This window comes from Roseateles sp. AC306 (assembly GCF_979253795.1).
Genome location: NZ_CEEDEB010000003.1, coordinates 216807 through 235090, shown reverse-complemented (window position 1 = coordinate 235090; position 18284 = coordinate 216807). Strand labels below are relative to the sequence as shown.

The 18284-nt window shown below is 67.7% G+C and carries 18 protein-coding genes; 9 read left to right on the top strand and 9 right to left on the bottom strand.

All coding sequences use genetic code 11. The features are described from left to right. Window positions 1–5 precede the first annotated feature (5 nt). Window positions 6–404, top strand: a complete 399-nt coding sequence (locus AC0IZJ_RS09205) for a hypothetical protein (protein ID WP_471848850.1) — start codon at window positions 6–8, stop codon at window positions 402–404. Between the two features lie 37 nt (window positions 405–441). On the opposite strand, the gene AC0IZJ_RS09200 is transcribed toward AC0IZJ_RS09205, so the two are convergent. Further along, window positions 442–1002 carry a hypothetical protein gene (locus AC0IZJ_RS09200; RefSeq protein ID WP_471848848.1) on the bottom strand — a complete coding sequence of 187 codons (561 nt, stop codon included), beginning with the start codon at window positions 1000–1002 and terminating at the stop codon, window positions 442–444. A 43-nt stretch (window positions 1003–1045) separates the two neighbouring features. After that, window positions 1046–1837: an SDR family NAD(P)-dependent oxidoreductase gene (locus AC0IZJ_RS09195; RefSeq protein WP_471848846.1), complete on the bottom strand. Its 792-nt coding sequence runs from the start codon at window positions 1835–1837 to the stop codon at window positions 1046–1048. A gap of 91 nt (window positions 1838–1928) precedes the next feature. Here AC0IZJ_RS09195 and AC0IZJ_RS09190 point away from each other — a divergent pair, with 91 nt between their 5' ends. From AC0IZJ_RS09190 to xth, 3 genes are all read left to right on the top strand, one after another. Continuing rightward, window positions 1929–2507: a cysteine hydrolase family protein gene (locus tag AC0IZJ_RS09190; protein WP_471848844.1), complete on the top strand. Its 579-nt coding sequence runs from the start codon at window positions 1929–1931 to the stop codon at window positions 2505–2507. Between the two features lie 2 nt (window positions 2508–2509). Continuing rightward, on the top strand, window positions 2510–3037 hold the full coding sequence (locus AC0IZJ_RS09185; protein WP_471848842.1) for a DUF421 domain-containing protein: 528 nt from the start codon (window positions 2510–2512) through the stop codon (window positions 3035–3037). Between the two features lie 96 nt (window positions 3038–3133). Beyond that, a complete protein-coding gene (gene xth, locus AC0IZJ_RS09180; RefSeq protein ID WP_471848840.1) occupies window positions 3134–3904 on the top strand; it encodes an exodeoxyribonuclease III in 771 nt (256 codons plus the stop codon). 11 nt (window positions 3905–3915) lie between these two features. On the opposite strand, the gene AC0IZJ_RS09175 is transcribed toward xth, so the two are convergent. The 3 genes from AC0IZJ_RS09175 to AC0IZJ_RS09165 all read right to left on the bottom strand — a co-directional run bounded on the left by AC0IZJ_RS09175 (window position 3916) and on the right by AC0IZJ_RS09165 (window position 5353). Continuing rightward, window positions 3916–4101, bottom strand: coding sequence for a DUF3606 domain-containing protein (locus AC0IZJ_RS09175; protein WP_471848838.1), 186 nt, complete (start codon window positions 4099–4101; stop codon window positions 3916–3918). Window positions 4102–4182: 81 nt separating this feature from the next. Next, the gene (locus AC0IZJ_RS09170) at window positions 4183–4734 is read right to left on the bottom strand and encodes a hemerythrin domain-containing protein (protein WP_471848836.1); all 552 of its coding nucleotides are present in this window, start codon (window positions 4732–4734) and stop codon (window positions 4183–4185) included. Window positions 4735–4843: 109 nt separating this feature from the next. Next, a complete protein-coding gene (locus AC0IZJ_RS09165) occupies window positions 4844–5353 on the bottom strand; it encodes a DUF4142 domain-containing protein (protein ID WP_471848834.1) in 510 nt (169 codons plus the stop codon). 257 nt (window positions 5354–5610) lie between these two features. Here AC0IZJ_RS09165 and AC0IZJ_RS09160 point away from each other — a divergent pair, with 257 nt between their 5' ends. Both AC0IZJ_RS09160 and AC0IZJ_RS09155 read left to right on the top strand, forming a co-directional pair. Next, window positions 5611–5853, top strand: coding sequence for a hypothetical protein (locus tag AC0IZJ_RS09160; protein ID WP_471848832.1), 243 nt, complete (start codon window positions 5611–5613; stop codon window positions 5851–5853). Window positions 5854–5898: 45 nt separating this feature from the next. Continuing rightward, a complete protein-coding gene (locus tag AC0IZJ_RS09155) occupies window positions 5899–7740 on the top strand; it encodes a YbhB/YbcL family Raf kinase inhibitor-like protein (protein WP_471848830.1) in 1842 nt (613 codons plus the stop codon). A gap of 27 nt (window positions 7741–7767) precedes the next feature. On the opposite strand, the gene AC0IZJ_RS09150 is transcribed toward AC0IZJ_RS09155, so the two are convergent. Genes AC0IZJ_RS09150 through AC0IZJ_RS09140 form a run of 3 tightly spaced genes read right to left on the bottom strand, consistent with a single transcriptional unit; the run spans window position 7768 to window position 10112 of the window. Beyond that, window positions 7768–8013, bottom strand: a complete 246-nt coding sequence (locus AC0IZJ_RS09150) for a hypothetical protein (protein WP_471848828.1) — start codon at window positions 8011–8013, stop codon at window positions 7768–7770. Window positions 8014–8060: 47 nt separating this feature from the next. Next, the gene (locus AC0IZJ_RS09145; RefSeq protein ID WP_471848826.1) at window positions 8061–9848 is read right to left on the bottom strand and encodes a thiamine pyrophosphate-requiring protein; all 1788 of its coding nucleotides are present in this window, start codon (window positions 9846–9848) and stop codon (window positions 8061–8063) included. Between the two features lie 51 nt (window positions 9849–9899). After that, window positions 9900–10112 (bottom strand): hypothetical protein, encoded by a 213-nt coding sequence (locus AC0IZJ_RS09140; protein WP_471848824.1) that lies wholly within the window; start codon window positions 10110–10112, stop codon window positions 9900–9902. 175 nt (window positions 10113–10287) lie between these two features. Here AC0IZJ_RS09140 and AC0IZJ_RS09135 point away from each other — a divergent pair, with 175 nt between their 5' ends. Beyond that, window positions 10288–10644 (top strand): PRC-barrel domain-containing protein, encoded by a 357-nt coding sequence (locus tag AC0IZJ_RS09135; RefSeq protein ID WP_471848822.1) that lies wholly within the window; start codon window positions 10288–10290, stop codon window positions 10642–10644. Between the two features lie 51 nt (window positions 10645–10695). Next, window positions 10696–11724, top strand: coding sequence for an SDR family oxidoreductase (locus AC0IZJ_RS09130; protein WP_471848820.1), 1029 nt, complete (start codon window positions 10696–10698; stop codon window positions 11722–11724). 139 nt (window positions 11725–11863) lie between these two features. Here AC0IZJ_RS09130 and AC0IZJ_RS09125 read toward each other — a convergent pair whose 3' ends face one another. Continuing rightward, window positions 11864–13204 carry a hypothetical protein gene (locus AC0IZJ_RS09125; protein WP_471848818.1) on the bottom strand — a complete coding sequence of 447 codons (1341 nt, stop codon included), beginning with the start codon at window positions 13202–13204 and terminating at the stop codon, window positions 11864–11866. Window positions 13205–13571: 367 nt separating this feature from the next. Here AC0IZJ_RS09125 and AC0IZJ_RS09120 point away from each other — a divergent pair, with 367 nt between their 5' ends. Next, window positions 13572–18194: a chemotaxis protein CheB gene (locus AC0IZJ_RS09120; RefSeq protein WP_471848816.1), complete on the top strand. Its 4623-nt coding sequence runs from the start codon at window positions 13572–13574 to the stop codon at window positions 18192–18194. Window positions 18195–18284 lie beyond the last annotated feature (90 nt).

The window sequence follows — 18284 nt, the reverse complement described above, 5'->3', positions numbered from 1 at the left end:
CGGGCATGGCGGCCTTGCGTCATGCAGAGGTCGGTACGCCCCTGCTGGCCGGTGACGCCGACGGCGCGCCCGCGTTCTGGCTGGTGCCCCTGCTGCAAGGAGATCGTGCCTGCGGCTATGCGCGCGTTGACCTTGGCGGTCGCGTGGCGCAGGTCAGCGCCTTCGGGGCCGGGCCTGGCGACATGGCAGCGTGGCTGCCGGCGCAGTATTTCAGCGGGCCGCCCCAGCTGCTCGTTGACGAAGTGAAGGCCCGGCACCCGGGCGCCCCGCTGGCGGCCGCAAGGTTTTCCTTCGACAGCAGCCCCGCCCGCTGGGCCTGGCGCATCGACATCGGCGAGCCGGCAGACAGCGTCGTCTTCCTGGCCCACGACAGCTGGTACGAGAAGCCGGCGCGACGGCGCTGAGGGACGGGAAACGGCAAGCCCATTGGCTTGACGGGCCCTACTGACGCTCCACATCCTCGATGACGTCCACACGGTCCCCCGCCAGCAGCAGCTGGGGCACCTGCAGGAATGTCCACCCGCCGCCATCGCGCCGGATGGACCACGTCAGGTCGAACCGATCCTCTGGCCAGGTCTGGGGCACATCGCCGCCACCCAGGATCGTGCGTGCCAGCGCCGGCAGATGGTCGTGCCGCCAGCAGACGAGCACCGGCATGTCGCTGTTCCTGAGGGTCTCGGCGAATGCCTCCATCGAGTCTTCGTCCGACCAGTGCCTGTCGACTGACAGGCCCAGCACGTCCGCCAAGGGCTGGACGGTGTCCTGTGGGCGCGTGGATGGATGCAGCGACGTCTCTCGCGCAGCAAAGATGTGCTCCGGCCTGCAGACCAGCCTGCCATTCACCCGCTCGGCGAGCGAAGCAAAGTACGGCACCAGCGCGCCGGCGCGCCGCCAGCCCGCCACGCTCAGCGAGCGTTCGTCCGGCTTTCCCGCATCGTCAACGCCGTCATGGCCCGGGTCGGGCTTCTCCGCGTGACGAATCAGCATGATGCACTTGGACATCTTCTTCAGACTTCCAGGTTCATCACCGATCACCGATCACCGATCACCGCTCGGCCGACCCCGGCTCCGTGACCTTGCGATGCTTCTCCGCGAGCACGGGCGCCGGCGTCACATTGGCAAGAATGGCCTGCAACTTGTTCTTCCAGCCTGCCACCACATCGGCGTCGCCGTCCAGCATGGCTTCGTAGCCCGCGCGGGCCACATCGGCCGGGTCGGCCTTCTTGCCGGTGCCCACCTTGGTGTCCATCAGGTCCGCCCGCTCGAAGAACTCGGTGTCGGTGACACCCGGCATCAGGCAGGTCACGGTCACGCCGGAATCCTTCAGTTCGTTGCGCAGTGCGTAGCAGAAGGAATCGATGAAGGCCTTGGTGCCGTTGTAGACGGCCTGGAAGCTGCCCGGCATCAGGCCGGCAATGGAGCCCGTCACCAGAATGCGCCCGGAACCCCGCTCGACCATGCCGCGCCCGATCTGCTGGATCAGGTCGATGGTGCCGGTGATGTTGGTATCCACCACATGGCGAACCTGCTGAAAATCCTGCTGCAGGAATGCATGGCCCAGGCCGTGGCCGGCATTGGCCATCAGCACCTGCACGGGCCGCTGGCCGATGGCGGCCACCAGTCGCGCCACGCCGTCGGCCGTGGCGAGATCGGCCTGCACCGCCTCGACATGGCCGCCATGCGTTCGCATGTGGGCGGCGACTTCCTCCAGCGGCCCCTGGTCGGCCGCCAGAAAGAGGTCGTAGCCATCCTTGGCAAGCAGGTGGGTCAGTTCACGGCCAATACCGGAAGACGCGCCGGTCACGACGGCGATGGGGCGGTGGGGAACGGTTGACATGCTGTCTCCTGTTGTTGGTCCAAAAGGGCAAACGCCATGCCACTCCGATCGGCACGGGAACGTTGCTTGCCTAAGGTCGCCAGGTGACCGCATGAGCAGAATCAGGACCGATGACCTTCAACCGAGCAAGACCGTCTTGCTGCTGGTGGACTTCGTGAACCCTTTGACCTTCGACGGTGCGGCCGAACTGGCGCCATCGGCGCTGGAGGCCGCAAAGCAGGCCGCCAAACTGCGGCGGCGCCTGTCGGCCGAGGGCGTGCGCACCGTGTACGCGAACGACAACTACGGTCAATGGACGTCTGACTTCAAGGCGCTCTGGCGCCACTGCCGCGCCCTGCCCGGCACGGCCGGAAAAATTGCCAGGCTGATGACGCCACGGCGCGACGACTTTGCGCTGTTGAAGCCGCGCCACTCGGCCTTCTACGCCACGCCGCTGGACCTCCTGCTGGGCCAGCTCCACTGCAAGCGGCTCATCGTCACCGGCGTTGCTGCGGACAGCTGCGTGCTCTTCACCGCCATGGATGCCTACCTGCGCGGCTACTCGGTTCGCGTGCCGGTCGACTGCGTGGCGGCGGAGTCCGTCGACGCGAGGGACAAGGCGCTGGAGCAGATGGCGCGCGTCCTGAAGGCGGACGTCAGACCGTCCGAGGCGATCCGTTCGAGAAAGTAGACATGGACCCTGCAGAGTTGTTCGCCATCCACGTGTCGCCGCTGGAATTGATCGCGCGCGGCACGCTGATGTACTGGTTCCTGCTGCTGATCTTTCGCTTCGTGCTGCGCCGCGACCCCGGGTCGCTCGGCATGGCGGACATCCTCCTCGTCGTCATCATTGCCGACGCCTCTCAGAACGGCATGTCAGGCGACTACCAGACCGTGGGAGAAGGCTTCATCCTCATCGGCACGCTGGTGTTCTGGAACTACGCGCTCGACTGGGCCGCTTTTCGGTGGGAGATCTTCCACAAACTGACCGAGCCCGACCCGCTGCAGCTCGTGAAGGATGGACAGATGCTGATGCGCAACCTGCGCAAGGAATTCCTGACCCGCGAAGACGTGGAGGCGCAGCTCCGGCAGGCGGGCGTCGAGGACGTGGGCACGGTGCGGGCGGCCTACCTGGAGGGCGACGGGAAACTGTCCGTCCTGAAATTTGACGGCAGCGACGCCCAACGCCAGGACAAGGACGAAGGGCCGGCCGGGGCATAGGCAGATCTGGCTGAACGGAGCACCCCTGCGGTAGATTGCCGATGGGTTTGCAAGCCACTGCGGACCATGCCGCCTGAACTTTTCTGAACCTCATCCATGCGCATCGCCACCTACAACATCAACGGCCTGAACGCACGACTTCCCGTCTTGCTGCGCTGGCTTGAGCAGACCCAACCCGACGTCGCCTGCCTGCAGGAATTGAAGTCGCCGCAGGACCGCTTTCCTGTCGACGAGTTGAAGGCGCTCGGCTACGAGGCCGTCTGGCACGGCCAGAAGAGCTGGAACGGCGTGGCCGTGCTCGTGCGAGGACAGGCGCCCATCGAGGTCCGCAGAGGTCTGCCTGACGACCCCGACGAGACCCAGAGCCGCTACCTGGAGGTCGATGTCGGAGGCCTCAAGGTGGTGTGCCTGTACCTGCCGAACGGCAACCCGGCCCCGGGCCCGAAGTTCGACTACAAGCTGCGCTGGATGGAGCAATTCATCCTTCACGCCGCAACGCTGATCGACGGCGACATGCCGGTGGTGCTGGCCGGTGACTACAACGTCATTCCGACGCCGCGCGACGTGTACAAGCCCGAGCGCTGGGTCGATGACGCGCTGTTTCGCACCGAGACGCGTGAGGCGTTCGAGCGGCTGGTCTCACAGGGCTGGACCGACGCGATTCGGGCCCTGCATCCCGATGCCACCGTCTACACCTACTTCGATTACTTCAGAAACGCCTTTCAACGCAACGCCGGCTTGCGCATCGATCACCTGCTGCTGAACCCGGCGCTGGCGCCGAGGCTGCGCGCAGCGGGCGTTGACCTCGATGTGCGCGGCAGGGAGAGGTCCAGCGACCATGCGCCGGTGTGGATAGAGCTGGACTGACGCGTCGCGGGTCAGCCCCGCTTGCCCTTCAGGTGTTGCTCCACGCTGGTGGCTCGGTCGCCCACCTCGGCAACGGCCTGCCTGAGTTGCTCGGTGCTGACGCCGAACTTGGCGGCCCAGTCGCGCAGCTCGTAGTCCTCGTTGACATTGATGCGTTGACGGTCCTGGCCGCCGCTCTGTGACTTGTTGTCTGGCATGTTCGTGCTCGGGCTTGTAGGGTCGATGAATGGGCAAGGCCCGGGATGGCCAGGCCTTGCCAAGTCGCGAGTCGCAGGTCTTCAGTGCATTTCGCCGTCTTCGCCCATCAGTTCGGCCTTGCGTGCCGAGATCTCCTCGCCGAGCGCATCCAGGTCGAGGTCGGACTTGCGGATCTTGGGAAACATCTCGCCCTCCTCTTCCTTGACGTGGTGGTCGATGTACTCGCCCAGGACCTTGACCTTGGCGTCGTACAGCGGATCGTCCGGCGAGCCGGATTCGATCTGGGCGATCAGTTCCTTGGCGCTGGCGTGCTCGACGTCGGCCTCGTCGACCAGGTCCTCGTCTTCGCCCAGCACCTCGCGGGCACGCGGGTAGAAGAGTTCCTCTTCTGCGGTCGCATGGGCTGTCAGCATCACGCAGATCTGCGCGGCGACGACCTGCTTCTCGCCGGCGTCGGCTTCGGCCTTGACGAGCTTGTCGTAAGCCTTGAAGAGCGCCTTCACCTCGCGGTGGTCGGCGGTCAACAGATCAATCGCGTCGGGCGCTTCGTCGCTGCGGGCCTTGGACCGCGAGGCAGGCTTGGTGGATGCGCCCTTGGACGCCTTGGCTGAGGTTTTCGTTGCGGTTGGCATGTGATTTCCTACTGGCTGGTGGCAGAACGCGCCGCCCGATGCAGTGGGCGGCACGAACACCAGTGGCAAACGCCGTGCCTTGAAATGGCGACTGAGCCGCCCGACCGCATTACTTCTTCGGTGCCGCGCTCAATGCCTGTGCCATTTCAAGGTGGTGGCGCAGGCCCGGCAGCGTCTTCTCTGCCCAGGCCTTCACTTCAGGGTCCTTGGCGTCCCTGGCGCCCTCCTCGAACAGCTTGATCGTGTCCTTGTGGGCATTCACACCAAAGTGCTTGGCGTAGCGTTCGTCGAACTTGTCGTTGTCGCCGGCGTCAATCAGCTTGAGTTCCGCCTTCTGCGCGACCGAAGGGCCGTCGGGAAGCTTGACATTCTTCTTGGCGGCCAATGCCTTCAGTTCGTTGGCAACCTTGGTGTGGTCGGCAATCATGGCGTCGGCAAACGACTTCACGTCTGCGCTCTTTGCCTTCGACTGAGCGAGCTTGCTTGCCTCGATCTCCGCAGCGCCCGCCTGAGCGGCATCCTTCATGAACGATTCGTCAGACCTAGCCTGGGCAGGCAATGCCACCAGCGCGGTGGCGGAGACAAGAGCAATAGACAGCAGAAGCTTGATACGAAGCATGGAAACCTCCTTCGTTGACAAAAGACGCGCAGCACGCGCAAGCGACTTTCAGCAAACGACGTTCCCAATGAAGAGTTGAATGGCTCATTGGAAAAGTGGTCGAGTCCTACAGAGCATGGTTGCTGAGCTGGCCGATGCTGCGCCCCGCATCGAGTGCACCGGCACTCAAGTGATCACTCATCAAACCTCGCGCAAACCCCGCCAAGACGGCCGGGCGCACGAATTGCCCCTGCATCCCGCGCATACGAAGGACGGTCATGAACGAAAGCATCATCGACGTGCACAACGGCATCCGTTTCAAGGCCGAGGCCTTTCCGAAAGGCGACCTTTTTGTCGGCGTCTTCACGATCCTGGACCCAGCCCCCGTTGAGCAGGTCGGCGCGGATGACAGCTATCGACCCACCATGGACAACGCCTGGGCCACCCCCACCGAGGCCTTGACCTATGCGACCGAGGCCGCCCATCACGCCATTGAAGGCATTCCGCCGTTCACTGAATAGCAGCCGCAACAGGCGGAAATGAGCATCCTCTGCAAAGGAAGCGAGATGACCCGTTTCGCGACACGCAAATCCAATGGACGCGCGAAGCGCGTCGCCAAGGTCCTTTGTGGTCTCTCGATCTGTTCGAGCCTGGCCGCAGTCGCCAACTTCGCCCATGCCCAGCAGGGCGACGGCACCGACGTGCCGATCAGGACCCACGTCTTCAAGCCCGACAAGGTGCCCGCAACGGACGAGCGCATCGCGCAGCTGAAGGCGCCGGCAGGCTTCAAGGTGTCGGTGTTCGCGCGTGACCTGAAGAACGCCCGCATCCTGGCCGTGGCACCGGACGGCCGCATCTACGTCAGCCGCCGCGACACCGGCGACGTGCTGATGCTTGAAGACAAGGACGGCGACGGCCGTGCCGACGCCGCACCGGTCAAGGTGCTGGACCGCGCCGGTGCGCACGGCCTGGCCATCAAGGACGGCCAGTTGTACGTGGCAACCGTCAAGGAGGTCTTCGTCGCGCCGCTGCAGCCCGACGGCAGGGTCGGCGAACCCAGGCTCATCATGGGCGACCTGCCAGACGCCGGCCAGCATCCCAACCGCACGCTGGCGTTCGGCCCCGACGGCATGCTCTACATCAGCGCCGGCTCTACCTGCAATGCCTGCAACGAGAGCAACCCGGAGAACGCCACATTGCTGCGCGCGTCGCCCGACGGCAAGAGCCGCGTCATCGTCGCCAGCGGCCTGCGCAACACCATCGGCTTCGACTGGCATCCGATGACCGGCGAGCTCTGGGGCATGGACCATGGCATCGACTTCCTCGGCGATGAAGTCCAGCCCGAGGAGCTGAACAAGATCGAGCAGGGCAAGCGCTACGGCTGGCCGCACTGGTGGGGCGATGGCCAGGAGAACCCGCAGAGCACACCACCTGGCGAGGTGACCAAGGCGCAATGGAAGGCGGTCAGCGTGCCGATGACGCTGGGCTACAAGGCGCACGCTGCACCCATGCAACTGGTGTTCGCCCGGGGCGGCGGCAGCTTTCCGGCTGAGTACGCAGGCGACGCCTTCGTGACGATGCGCGGCTCCTGGAACCGCCAGGTGGCCGCCGGCTACGAGATCGTGCGAGTGCGCTTCGCCAACGGCCAGCCCCAGCGCATCGAGCCCTTCGTCACCGGCTTCCTCACCGACCGTGGCCGCACCCACATCGCCCGGCCCGTGGGGCTGGCCTGGGCGAGGGATGGCGCGTTGCTGATGGCCGACGATGCCAACGGCGTGATCTACCGCGTCGCCTACCAGGCCAATGCCAAGCCCGCAGCGGCGATGCAGGCGCCCGCCGACGAAATGAAGCGCCAGGCCGCGCGGGGCATCGGCGTGCCGCTGGCCAAGGACAGGCCCGAGACGGCGGCGTCCAGCGCCACGGCCATCCAGGTTTCGTCGCCGTCTTTCGGCGCGGGAGAGGCGATTCCGGCCAAGCACAGCGAGTACGCCGACGGCGTGTCGCCGAAGCTGAGCTGGAGCGCCGTGCCCAATGCGAAGAGCTATGTGCTGATCGCCGAGGACCCCGACGCCAGGCCCATCACGCCCTTCGTGCACTGGGTGGCCTGGAATATCCCCGGCAGCGTCACCACACTGCCCGAAGGCCTGCAGGAGCAGGACCGGCTGACCGAACCGGCGGGCCTGATGCAAGGCGCGACCAGCCGCGGCTCCGTGGGCTACTACGGTCCGCGCCCGCCGGTGGGCGACCCGCCGCACCGCTACCACTTCCAGATCCTGGCCCTGGACACGACGCTGCAGCTGCCTTTGGGAGCCAGCCGCGACGACGTGCTGGCCGCAGCGAAGAGCCATGTCATCGCTAAAGGCGAGTTGATGGGCACCTATCGCCAGGAGATCAAGCCCCCGAAGTGATGTGCCGGTCACGACGGCCGCCGCGTCTCATTCGCGCTTCTTCTCCCTGGCGGCCTTCCATGCGCCGCGGATGTTCATCGCCGCCAGGCACACCTGCAGCACGACGAGGGCGTGAGCCTGGGCAGCGACGCCCCAGCCTATCCACAGCCCATTGCTGAGCAGGAAGGTCCAGAAGCCCAGGCGGCGACGGCCGTTGCTCGTCGACGCCACGAGCCACGACGCGGCGACCGTGACCAGCATTGCCGGCCACTCAAGCAGCTTCAGCAGGTCCACGGCCTGCCCGCGCGTCGTCGCTCTTCAGCGCCACTGGCCTGTGTCATCTAGCGCTTGCCGGCAAGGCCGTCCCAGGCTTCCCACAGCGTCGCCATGACGACCTGCTTCGCATCCGGATCGCCTTGCAGCAAGGCTTTCGCGTAATTCGCGGCCTGCTTCAGGCTCAGGTGGGGTGGCACGGGCGGCACGTTGGCGTCGGTCATGAATTCCAGCAGCATCGGCCGGTCGGCCGCCAGCGCCTGGGCCCACGCATCGGCGATCTGGTCGGGGCGGTCCACGCGCAGGCTGCGCAGGCCGAGCAGGCTGGCGAACTCGGCAAAGGGGAAGGCCGGCAGGTCCTGCGAGGCGCTGAACTTCGGGTCGCCCGCGCTCACGCGCTGCTCCCAGGTGACCATGTTCAAGTCGCCGTTGTTCAGCACCATCACCACGAGCCGCGGGTCGCGCCATTGCCGCCAGTGGTGGGCGATGGTGATGAGGCCGTTGATGCCCAGCATCTGCATCGCGCCGTCGCCCACCAGCGCGATGGCCGGCCGGTCGGGGTGGCACATCTTGGCGGCCAGCGCGTAGGGCACGGCATTGCCCATCGTCGCCAGCCCGCCCGAGAGCGAGCCCATCATGCCGCGCCGCGCCTTGATGTCGCGGGCATACCAGGCCGCGCTGGTGCCGGAGTCGACGGTCAGCATGGCGTTGTCGGGCAACTGCGGCGAGAGCTCCCAGAACACACGTTGGGGGTTGATCGGCGCGGCCTCGTTCATCGCGCGCTTCTCCAGCACGCCCCACCAGTCGCGCACGTCGGCCGCAATCTTGTCGCGCCAGCTGCGGTCGTCCTTGCGCTTGAGCATGGGCAGCAGCGCCTGCAGCGTGCGTTGGCTGTCGCCGACAAGGTTGATCTCCATCGGGTAGCGGATGGACAGCTTGCGGCCGTCCAGGTCGATCTGCACGCCGCGCGCCTGGCCCTCCTTGGGCAGGAACTCCGAGTACGGAAAGCTGGAGCCCACCATCAGCAGCGTGTCGCAGCCGTTCATCAGCTCCCAGCTCGGCGCGGTGCCGAGCAGACCGATGGCACCGGTCACAAACGGCAGGTCGTCGGGCACCGCGAACTTGCCCAGGAGCGCCTTGGCGATGCCGGCGCCGAGCAGGTCGGCCACGGCGATGAGTTCGTCGGTGGCATGCAGGGCACCGGCACCCGCCAGGATCGCCACCTTCTGGCCGGCGTTCAGCACGTCGGCCGCAGCGCGCAGGCTGGCCTCGTCGGGCAGCTGCGGCTTGGCGGTCATGCCGATGCCGGAATGCACCGTGCCGTGCTCGCGCGGCGGCTGCTCCACGGCGTCCATCTCCTGCAGGTCGTTGGGCAGGATGACGCAGGTCACGCAGCGCTGGTCACGCGCAATGCGCACCGCCCGGTCCACCAGGTGGCGCACCTGCGCTGGCACCGTGGCCATGTGCACGAACTCGTGGGCCACGTCCTTGAACAGGCTGGCCAGGTCCACCTCCTGCTGGTAGTCGCCACCCAGCGCCGCGCGGGCCTGCTGGCCGACGATGGCCACAACGGGCTGGTGGTCGGCCTTGGCGTCGTAAAGGCCGTTCAGCAGATGGATGGCGCCGGGGCCCGACGTGGCCATGCACACGCCCACCTCGCCCGTGAACTTGGCGTGCGCGGTGGCCATGAAGGCGGCCAGCTCCTCATGGCGCGCCTGCACGAACTGCATGCGCTCACCCATGCGGCCGAAGGCGCCCATCAGGCCGTTGATGCCGTCGCCCGGATAGCCATAGACGCGACGAACGCCCCAGTCATGCAGCCGCTGCAGCAGCTGGTCACTCACCGTCCTTGCCATGCCCGCTCCTTGTGGCCGTCAAGGCAACGCTGCGGCAAGCCACGTACCGGGTCAGCTGCCGCCATAGCCCTCGCGGGTGTTTTCGATGGCGACGTCGCTTTGCCGCTTCAGCTTCTCGGCGCTTTCGGGCACGTCCCGCTGCTCGCCCTTGGCCGGTGCGGCACCGCTGTGTTTGTCCTGCTTTTCCGTGCCGCGTCCGGGCAGATCAGGCTGAAGCGGTTCGGCGCGGGGCGGCGAGCGATGCCGTGGATCGTCGTGGGTCATCTGAACCTCCTGGGTGTTGAGGAAAGAGGGCAATGCCAGCCGGCAAACCGCGCGCCCGTTCGCAGTCGCGTCAACACCGTGGCGGGCGCTTCGGGAACGAGCCTTGCCACCCCGAAGGCCGCTCCCCGCGCCAGTCTGGCGGAGCGTTCCACCCACCCCTTCCAAGGAGATTTCCATGAGCGATGTCAGCACTTCCGGCCCCGTCATCTCGTCCGCCGACGTCGAGGGCACCAAGGTCTACAACCGCCAGGGCGAGGCTCTCGGCTCCATCGATGACCTCGTCATCGACAAGCTGTCGGGTCGCGTGCGCTATGCAGCGCTCGAGTTCGGCGGCTTCCTAGGCATGGGCACGGACCGCTACCCGGTGCCATGGAGCACGTTGACCTACGACACGGGCAAGGACGGCTTCGTGGTCGACATCGACAAGTCGACGCTGGAGAACGCCCCGCGCTACGCGGAAGACGCCCGCCCCGAGTACACCGAGGAGTACGGACGCAAGGTCTACGACTTCTACGGCGAGACCTGGGTGTAAGCCGGCAAACACCGACAGGTTTTCTTGGCAGCTCGGAACAAGGAGTTTTCAATGAAGGATGGACAGGAACGGCACGCCCCGCCTATCGACGCCGGGCGGCGCCAGACGCTTAGCGCCGTGGGAGCGGGCCTGGCCGCCGCGCCAGCGCTGATTGCCGGCGCGGCTCAGGCGCAGGACGCCTCAGGTGCCGGCGCGCGGCCGCCCATGCAGGACCCGCGGTCGCAATATCCCAAGCCGCCGTTTGCCGAGCAGAAGCAGCCGCCGCCGGGGCTGGCCTCCCGGATGAACCCGAGGCCCGACCACGGCGAGAAGAGCTATGTGGGCTCTGGCCGCCTCAAAGGCCGGCGGGCGTTGATCACGGGCGGCGACTCCGGCATCGGCCGCGCGGCGGCCATCGCCTTCGCCCGCGAGGGCGCCGACGTCGCCATCGGCTATCTGCCGGCCGAGGAGGAAGACGCCCGCGAGGTGATTGCGCTCATCCGCGCCGAAGGCCGCAAGGCCGTCGCGCTGCCCGCAGACATCCGCAGCGAGCGCGTCTGCCAGCAGCTCGTCGCCGACGCCGTGAAGGGCCTGGGCGGCCTGGACATCCTCGTCAACAACGCGGCCAAACAGCAGGCACGCAAGTCCATCGACGAGATCGACAGCGAGCAGTTCGACGCGACCTTCAAGACCAACATCTACGCGCCGTTCTGGACGACCAAGGCGGCGCTGCAGCATCTGCGCGCCGGCGCCGCCATCATCAACACCGCCTCGGTCGTGGCCTACGACCCGCCGGCGCAGCTGCTTGACTACGCCTCCACCAAGGCCGCCCTGGTCGCCTTCACCAAATCGCTGGCCAAGCAACTGGCGGAGAAGGGAATCCGCGTCAACGCCGTGGCGCCCGGCCCCATCTGGACACCGCTGCAGCCCAGCGGCGGCCAGCTCCCCGAAGAGCTGCCGAAGTTCGGCGAGGACTCACCGCTCAAGCGCCCAGGCCAACCGGCCGAGCTGGCCGCCGCCTTCGTGCTGCTGGCGTCGCAGGAAGGCAGCTACATGACCGGCAGCGTGCTCGGCGTCACGGGCGGGCGCCCGGGGCCATAGGCCGGCAGAACCTGCCGCCGCGTCGGCCTTGAGGAACTGAACTGGCATGGTGCTCGTCGGGCGCCATGCCAAAAAAAAGCACCGCGGCGAGCGGTGCTGTAGGGACGAATCCGGCGCTGCGGATCGTCATGGGCCATCGTCACTTGGTCTTGGCGTCCTTGCTGCTGCCACTGGCGCCGCTGCTGCTGCTGCCCGTGGAGCCACTGCTGCCGCTGGAGCCGCTGGCGCTGCTCAAGCCGCTGGTGCCGCTCGAACCACTGCCGCCACTGGAACCACTGCTGCCGCTGCTGCCGCTGAGTCCGGTGCTGCCGCTGCCAGTGCTGCCACTGCTGCTGCCGCTCGTGGACCCGCTGCTGCCGGAGCCGCTTGCAGACAGGCCGCTGTCCACGTCGGTGTCGTCAGTGCTCTTGCGATTCGCGGTGCCCGAGCCCGAGCCGGAGCCGGAACCAGAACCGGAGCGGGCGCCGCGCCAGGACGAGAACTCGTCCGAGAACTTCTTGAAGCGCTCTTGCCGCCAGGTGTCGTAATCGCGGTCCAGTTCACTGATCTGCTGGTTGCGCCATTGGTCGTAGTCCGGGTCATGGTGGCGGCCGCTTGCCGAACCCTGCCCCTGCGCGCCATAGCTCTGGCGGCCTTCCGACAGACCGCCCTGGCTGGCGCCTTGGCCTCCGCCGTAGCCGCCGTAGCTGCCGCCCTGACCGCTCTGGCCGCCGTAGCCGCCACTCGAGAAGTTGCTCCCGCCGTAGCCGCCCTGGCCCTGACCGAATTGCGACTCCTGCCCGCCGTGGCCATATTGGCCGCGCTGCTGAAAGCTGCGGCTCTGATCCTCATACCCCTGGTGGCTGCCCGTCAGATAGCCGCCACCTTGGGAGCCACCACCCTGGTAGCCCTGCGAACCACCGTAGCCGCCCTGGCCGCCATAGCTGCCGCCTTGCGAACCGCCATAGCTGCCGCCCTGGCCGCCGTAGCCGCCGCCTTGGGAGCCACCGCCCTGGTAGCCCTGGCCACCATAGCTGCCGCCCTGGCCACCGTAGCCACCACCCTGGGAGCCACCACCCTGATAGCCCTGGGAACCGCCGTAGCCGCCTTGGGAGCCATAGCTGCCGCCCTGGCTGCCGTAGCCACCACCTTGGGAGCCACCGCCCTGGTAGCCCTGTGAACCGCCGGAGCTGCTGCCCTGACCGCCGTAGCTGCCACCTTGCGAGCCGCCATAGCTTCCGCCTTGGGAGCCACCACCCTGGTAGCTTTGGGAACCGCCGTAGCCGCCGCCCTGGCCACCGTAGCTGCCACCTTGAGAGCCGCCATAGCCACCGCCCTGGCCGCCGTAGTTGCCACCTTGCGAGCCGCCGCCGTAGCTGCCGCCTTGATGGCTTTGCTGGCCTTGCGGGTTGAAGTTGCGCTGCTGCTGTTGATCGTCGCCGTAGCCTTGGCCGCGCTGTTGATTACCGTGCTGACGGTGTTGATCGTCGTGTTGCGACATGTCTCTTCCTTTCACGAGTTGCTCTAGCGCTGCCGCCCCTGTGGCGGCTGCTAGCCCGGAAATCGAGCAATCCGCGTGCCTCTGGACGGCGGCAAGAGCTGCTGCCTGACCGCTCAACGGGGTGGCGCACTTCGGCAACAAACGCCAGAACCTTTTGCAGTCGAAAAGCCAGCGCCACCCGGCCTGCCGCAAGGCCTCGCCTCTGGAATCGTCGCGCCGAATGCGGGGGCAAACGTAGGGGCCCGCCGACTGCTCTGTCGGGAGGCTGCAGCGTGACAATGCGCCGCTGAAGCGACGACCCGGGCAACGGGCCCGGCTTCCCACCCAACGCCCGGACGTCGCGACTCGGGGCTCGACAAGGACTCAGATGAGCGACGAAGTGACCCCCGCAGGCGAACACGAGCTTCGGTCGGACGACCTGGACAACGTGATCCCGACGGTCGGCTACGACCGGGTGCCGGTGGTGGGGCTCGGCGCCTCGGCCGGCGGCATCCAGGCGCTGAAGAGCTTCTTCGAACAGGCCCCCGTCGATGGCGGCATCGCCTATGTCGTCGTGCTGCACCTCTCGCCCGACCATGAAAGCCTGCTGGCCGACGTGCTGCAGCGCTCCACCACCATGCCGGTCGTGCAGGTGCACGAGCCACAGCCGGTGGAGGCCAACACCGTGTACGTCATCCCGCCGGGCAAGGCACTGCACAGCATGGACGGCCATCTGCGCGTGGTGCCCATGCTGCGCGACACGGCGCGGCATGTCACGGTGGACCTGTTCTTCCGCACGCTGGCCGAGACGCACGGCCCGCATGCCGCAGCGGTCGTGCTGTCGGGCATGGACGGTGACGGTGCCGTCGGCATCCGCCGCATCAAGGAGCGTGGCGGCCTGACCGTGGTGCAGGACCCGCAGGAGGCCGAAGCCGGCGGCATGCCGCGTTCGGCCATCGCCACCGGCATGGTGGACTGGGTGCTGCCCGCCGCCGAGATCCCCAGGCGGGTGCTGAACTACTTCCGGCTGGAGCGCGAGATGCGCCTGCCGCCGGAGCGCGGCGCGCAGCCAGCCGAGCCGGCGCGCAGCGGCATGGAGGGGGACGAAGCCGCGCTGCGCGACGTGCTCAGCTACCTGCGCACCCGCACCGGGCGCGATTTTTCGTACTACAAGCGCGCCACCATCCTGCGCCGCATCGCGCGGCGCATGCAGGTCAACGACATCGAAAGCATCACCGCCTACCTCGGCTGCCTGCGCACGCGGCCGGGCGAGGTGGGCGCGCTGCTGCAGGACCTGCTCATCAGCGTCACCAACTTCTTCCGCGATGCGGAGTGCTTCGACGCGCTGGAGCAGGAGCTGCCGCGACTCTTCCGCGACAAGGGGGCCAGCGACACGGTGCGTGTCTGGGTGGTGGCCTGCGCCACCGGCGAGGAGGCCTACACCATCGCCATGCTGCTCAGCGAATACGCGCGCACGCTGGACGCCCCGCCGCAGCTGCAGGTCTTCGCCACCGACCTGGACGACGAAGCCCTGCGCGTGGCGCGCGAAGGGCTCTACCAGACGGCCATCGAGGCCGACGTGTCGGAGGACCGGCTGCGCCGCTTCTTCGTGCGCGAGCACCGCGGCTACCGCGTGCGGCGCGAGCTGCGCGAGATCGTGCTGTTCGCCGTGCACGACGTGCTGAAGGATTCGCCCTTCTCGCGCCTGGAGCTGGTGTCGTGCCGCAACCTGCTGATCTACCTGACGCGCGAGGCCCAGCAGCGCGTGTTCGACATCTTCCATTTCTCGCTGCAGCCCGGCGGCCTGCTGTTCCTCGGCGCGTCCGAGTCGGTGGACGACGGCAACAGCAAGTTCACGGTCGTGAACAAGGCGTTGCGCCTGTACGACCGCCGCGCCGCACCGCGCACGACCGTGCCCATTCCCGGCGGCCCGTCCACCATGGCACTGGCCCTGGAGGCACAGCAGGCGGCGCGCTCGGGCCCGGTCGTCGTCGGCGCCGCATTCGCACAGGGCTCGCTCGTCCAGAAGCCGCCGACCAGCCTCGAGGGCCGGGCCTCGTCGTGGGGCGAATTGCATTTCAAGCTGCTGGAGCAGCTGGCGCCGCCCTCGCTGATCGTCGACGGCGAGCACGAGGTGCTGCACATGTCGCCCAGCGCCGGCCGATACATGCAGGTGTCGGGCGGCGAGCCCACGCGCAACCTGCTGCGCCTGATCCGGACCGAGTTGCGCATCGAGCTGCGCGCGGCGCTGTACCAGGCCGCGCAGCAGCAGACGGTGGTGTACACGCCGCCGCAGGCGCTGGACAACGGAGCCGATGGCAGCGACCTGGTCGTCCTGGAGGTGCGGCCGCTGGGTGATCTGCGCTCGGGCCTGGCCCTGGTGCTGGTGCATGTGCGCTCGGAGGCCGGCCCGGCGAGCGGCGCAGCCCCGCGGCCGCCGGCCATCTCCACGCGGCGCGACGACACGCTGGCCACCCAGCTGGATCGTGAGCTGGAGCGCATGAAGGCGCACCTGCGCGACACGGTGGAGCAGTACGAGGCCTCCACCGAGGAGCTGAAGTCCAGCAACGAAGAACTGCAGGCCATGAACGAGGAGCTGCGCTCCGCCACCGAGGAGCTGGAAACCAGCCGCGAGGAGCTGCAGTCCATCAACGAGGAACTGACCACCGTCAACCAGGAGCTGAAGGGCAAGATCGACGAGCTGGGGCATTCCAACAGCGACATGCAGAACCTGATGGATGCGACCGCCATCGCCACCATCTTCCTGGACCGCGGGCTGCGCGTCACACGCTACACGCCGTCGGCGCTGGCGCTGTTCAACTTCATCCCCAGCGACATGGGCCGGCCGCTGTCGGACCTGACCAACCAGCTCGACTACGCCGAGCTGCACCGCGACGCGCGCCAGGTGCTGGACCGCCTGGTGCCCACCGAAAGGGAGATCCGCGCCACCAACGGCCACTGGTATTTCGTCCGTGCCCTGCCCTACCGCACCATCGACGATCACATCGCCGGTGTCGTCTTCACTTTCGTCGACATCACCGAACGCAAGCGCGGCCAGGAAGCCGAGCGTTCAGCCGACGAGCGCTTTGCCGCCGTGTTCAACCAGGCCAGCGTGGGCGTGGTGCAGGCAGCGCTGGACGGCACCATCCTGTACGTCAACCGCTTCCATGCCGATCTGCTGGGCTATCTGCCCGAGGAGCTGGCCGGCCGCAACGTGCTGGAGCTGGTGCACCCCGACGACGCGAATGAAGCCCGCGAGGCGGTGCGTGCCATGGTCGAGGCCTGCGGCTATCGCGGCACCATGCGTGCGCAGCGCCGCGACGGCGCCACGCTGTGGCTGCACAAGAGCGGCACGGCGCTGACCGATGCCGAAGGCAAGCCCAGCTCGCTGCTGATCGTCAGCATCGACATGACCGAACGCCGGCTGACCGAGATCGCGCTGCGGCGCAGCGAGGAGCAGCTGCGCCTCATCGTCGAGAACGCACGCGACTACGCCATCTTCTCCATCGACCTGGACCGCCGAGTCACGCACTGGAACGCCGGCGCCGAGGTGCTGCTGGGCTACAGCGAAGCCGAGATGCTGGGCCAGCGCTTCGACAAGCTGTTCACCGTCGAAGACCGGGCCGCCGGCGCGCCGGAGCACGAAGTGCATTGCGCGACCACGACCGGCCGCTCGTCCGACGACCGGCTGCATGTGCGCAGGGACGGCAGCAAGCTGTGGGTGAGCGGCGCACTGATGGCCATGCAGGGCGGCCCCCAGGGCAGCGAGGTGCAGGGCTTCGTCAAGATCATGCGCGACCAGACCGAGGAGCGCCAATCCCGGCAGGCGCTGGAAGACAGCCGCAGCGAGCTCCAGCTCGCTGTGGAGGACAAACAGCGCGCCATGACCGCGCTGGAAGCCGCCGACGCCGCCAAGGACCGTTTCCTGGCCGTGCTGGCGCATGAATTGCGCAACCCGCTCGCATCCATCGGTGCGGCGGCCAGCGTGCTGCAGCTGGACAACGCGGCCGGCAAGGACCGCGAGCGCGCCCTGGCCATGGTGCAGCGCCAGGTGGAGGCCATGAAGGCCCTGCTCACCGACCTGCTGGACGTCTCGCTGCTGCGCCTGGACAAGCTGGTGCTGCAGCTGCGGCCCATCGACCTGCGGCCCATCATCGAGGAGGCCGTGGCCGCCACCCGGCACGCGATGGACGCCGCCGGCCACCGATTCACGCTGAACCTGCCCGACGGCCCCCTCATGCTCGAAGGCGACCCGATGCGGCTGAGCCAGGTGCTGTCCAACCTGCTGCTCAACGCCATCAAGTACACCGGCACCGGCGGCAGCATCGAGCTGTCGGCCGGCGTGGACGACGGCTGCGCGGTCGTGGCCGTGCACGACAACGGCATCGGCATACGGCCCGACGTGATCGAGTCCATGTTCGACATGTTCACCCGCGACCAGCCGAGCGACCAGAGGCGCCAGACGGTGCCCGGCCTGGGCGTGGGGCTGGCGCTGGCGCGCAGCATCGTCGAGCGGCACGGCGGCACCATCACCGGCTTCAGCGACGGCCCGGGCAGCGGCAGCGAGTTCGTCGTGCGGCTGCCGCTGTCGCCTCGCGGGCAGTTGCAGCCGCCGGCACAGCCCGTGGCCGGCGCCGGCCAGGGCCGGCGGCTGCTGATCGTCGACGACAACACCGAAGCGCTGTGGAGCCTGACCAAGGTGTTGCGCGCGGCCGGCCACCAGGTCGACAGCGCCGGCTCGGGCGAGGAAGGCCTGAAGGTCGCCAAGGCACTGCGGCCCGACGTCGTGATCCTGGACCTGGGCCTGCCCGACGTCAGCGGCCTGGAGGTGGCCCGCCGCATCCGCGCCGAGCCCTGGGGCCGGCACCTGCTGCTGATCGCCGCCACCGGCTGGGGTGCCCCGCAGGACCAGCAGGACACGATCAACGCGGGCTTTGACGCCCATCTGGTGAAGCCGATCGACCTGACCGACCTGCGGCGCCTGATCGCGGAGCACGGCAGGCCGGGCTGAGCGCGGCACCGGGCAGCAATCGAGAGGCCCGTTGCGGGGCCGTTCGCCGGAGAACTGGGGAGCGCAATAAGCAGCCTGGACGGCGATCAT

Coding starts and splice junctions, on each gene's coding strand:
- AC0IZJ_RS09175 (WP_471848838.1), bottom strand. CDS start 4,101: ATGCCAGACAACAAGTCACAGAGCGGCGGCCAGGACCGTCAACGCATC.
- AC0IZJ_RS09205 (WP_471848850.1), top strand. CDS start 6: ATGGCGGCCTTGCGTCATGCAGAGGTCGGTACGCCCCTGCTGGCCGGT.
- AC0IZJ_RS09145 (WP_471848826.1), bottom strand. CDS start 9,848: ATGGCAAGGACGGTGAGTGACCAGCTGCTGCAGCGGCTGCATGACTGG.
- xth (WP_471848840.1), top strand. CDS start 3,134: ATGCGCATCGCCACCTACAACATCAACGGCCTGAACGCACGACTTCCC.
- AC0IZJ_RS09165 (WP_471848834.1), bottom strand. CDS start 5,353: ATGCTTCGTATCAAGCTTCTGCTGTCTATTGCTCTTGTCTCCGCCACC.
- AC0IZJ_RS09200 (WP_471848848.1), bottom strand. CDS start 1,002: ATGTCCAAGTGCATCATGCTGATTCGTCACGCGGAGAAGCCCGACCCG.
- AC0IZJ_RS09130 (WP_471848820.1), top strand. CDS start 10,696: ATGAAGGATGGACAGGAACGGCACGCCCCGCCTATCGACGCCGGGCGG.
- AC0IZJ_RS09155 (WP_471848830.1), top strand. CDS start 5,899: ATGACCCGTTTCGCGACACGCAAATCCAATGGACGCGCGAAGCGCGTC.
- AC0IZJ_RS09160 (WP_471848832.1), top strand. CDS start 5,611: ATGAACGAAAGCATCATCGACGTGCACAACGGCATCCGTTTCAAGGCC.
- AC0IZJ_RS09190 (WP_471848844.1), top strand. CDS start 1,929: ATGAGCAGAATCAGGACCGATGACCTTCAACCGAGCAAGACCGTCTTG.
- AC0IZJ_RS09125 (WP_471848818.1), bottom strand. CDS start 13,204: ATGTCGCAACACGACGATCAACACCGTCAGCACGGTAATCAACAGCGC.
- AC0IZJ_RS09185 (WP_471848842.1), top strand. CDS start 2,510: ATGGACCCTGCAGAGTTGTTCGCCATCCACGTGTCGCCGCTGGAATTG.
- AC0IZJ_RS09140 (WP_471848824.1), bottom strand. CDS start 10,112: ATGACCCACGACGATCCACGGCATCGCTCGCCGCCCCGCGCCGAACCG.
- AC0IZJ_RS09170 (WP_471848836.1), bottom strand. CDS start 4,734: ATGCCAACCGCAACGAAAACCTCAGCCAAGGCGTCCAAGGGCGCATCC.
- AC0IZJ_RS09195 (WP_471848846.1), bottom strand. CDS start 1,837: ATGTCAACCGTTCCCCACCGCCCCATCGCCGTCGTGACCGGCGCGTCT.
- AC0IZJ_RS09120 (WP_471848816.1), top strand. CDS start 13,572: ATGAGCGACGAAGTGACCCCCGCAGGCGAACACGAGCTTCGGTCGGAC.
- AC0IZJ_RS09135 (WP_471848822.1), top strand. CDS start 10,288: ATGAGCGATGTCAGCACTTCCGGCCCCGTCATCTCGTCCGCCGACGTC.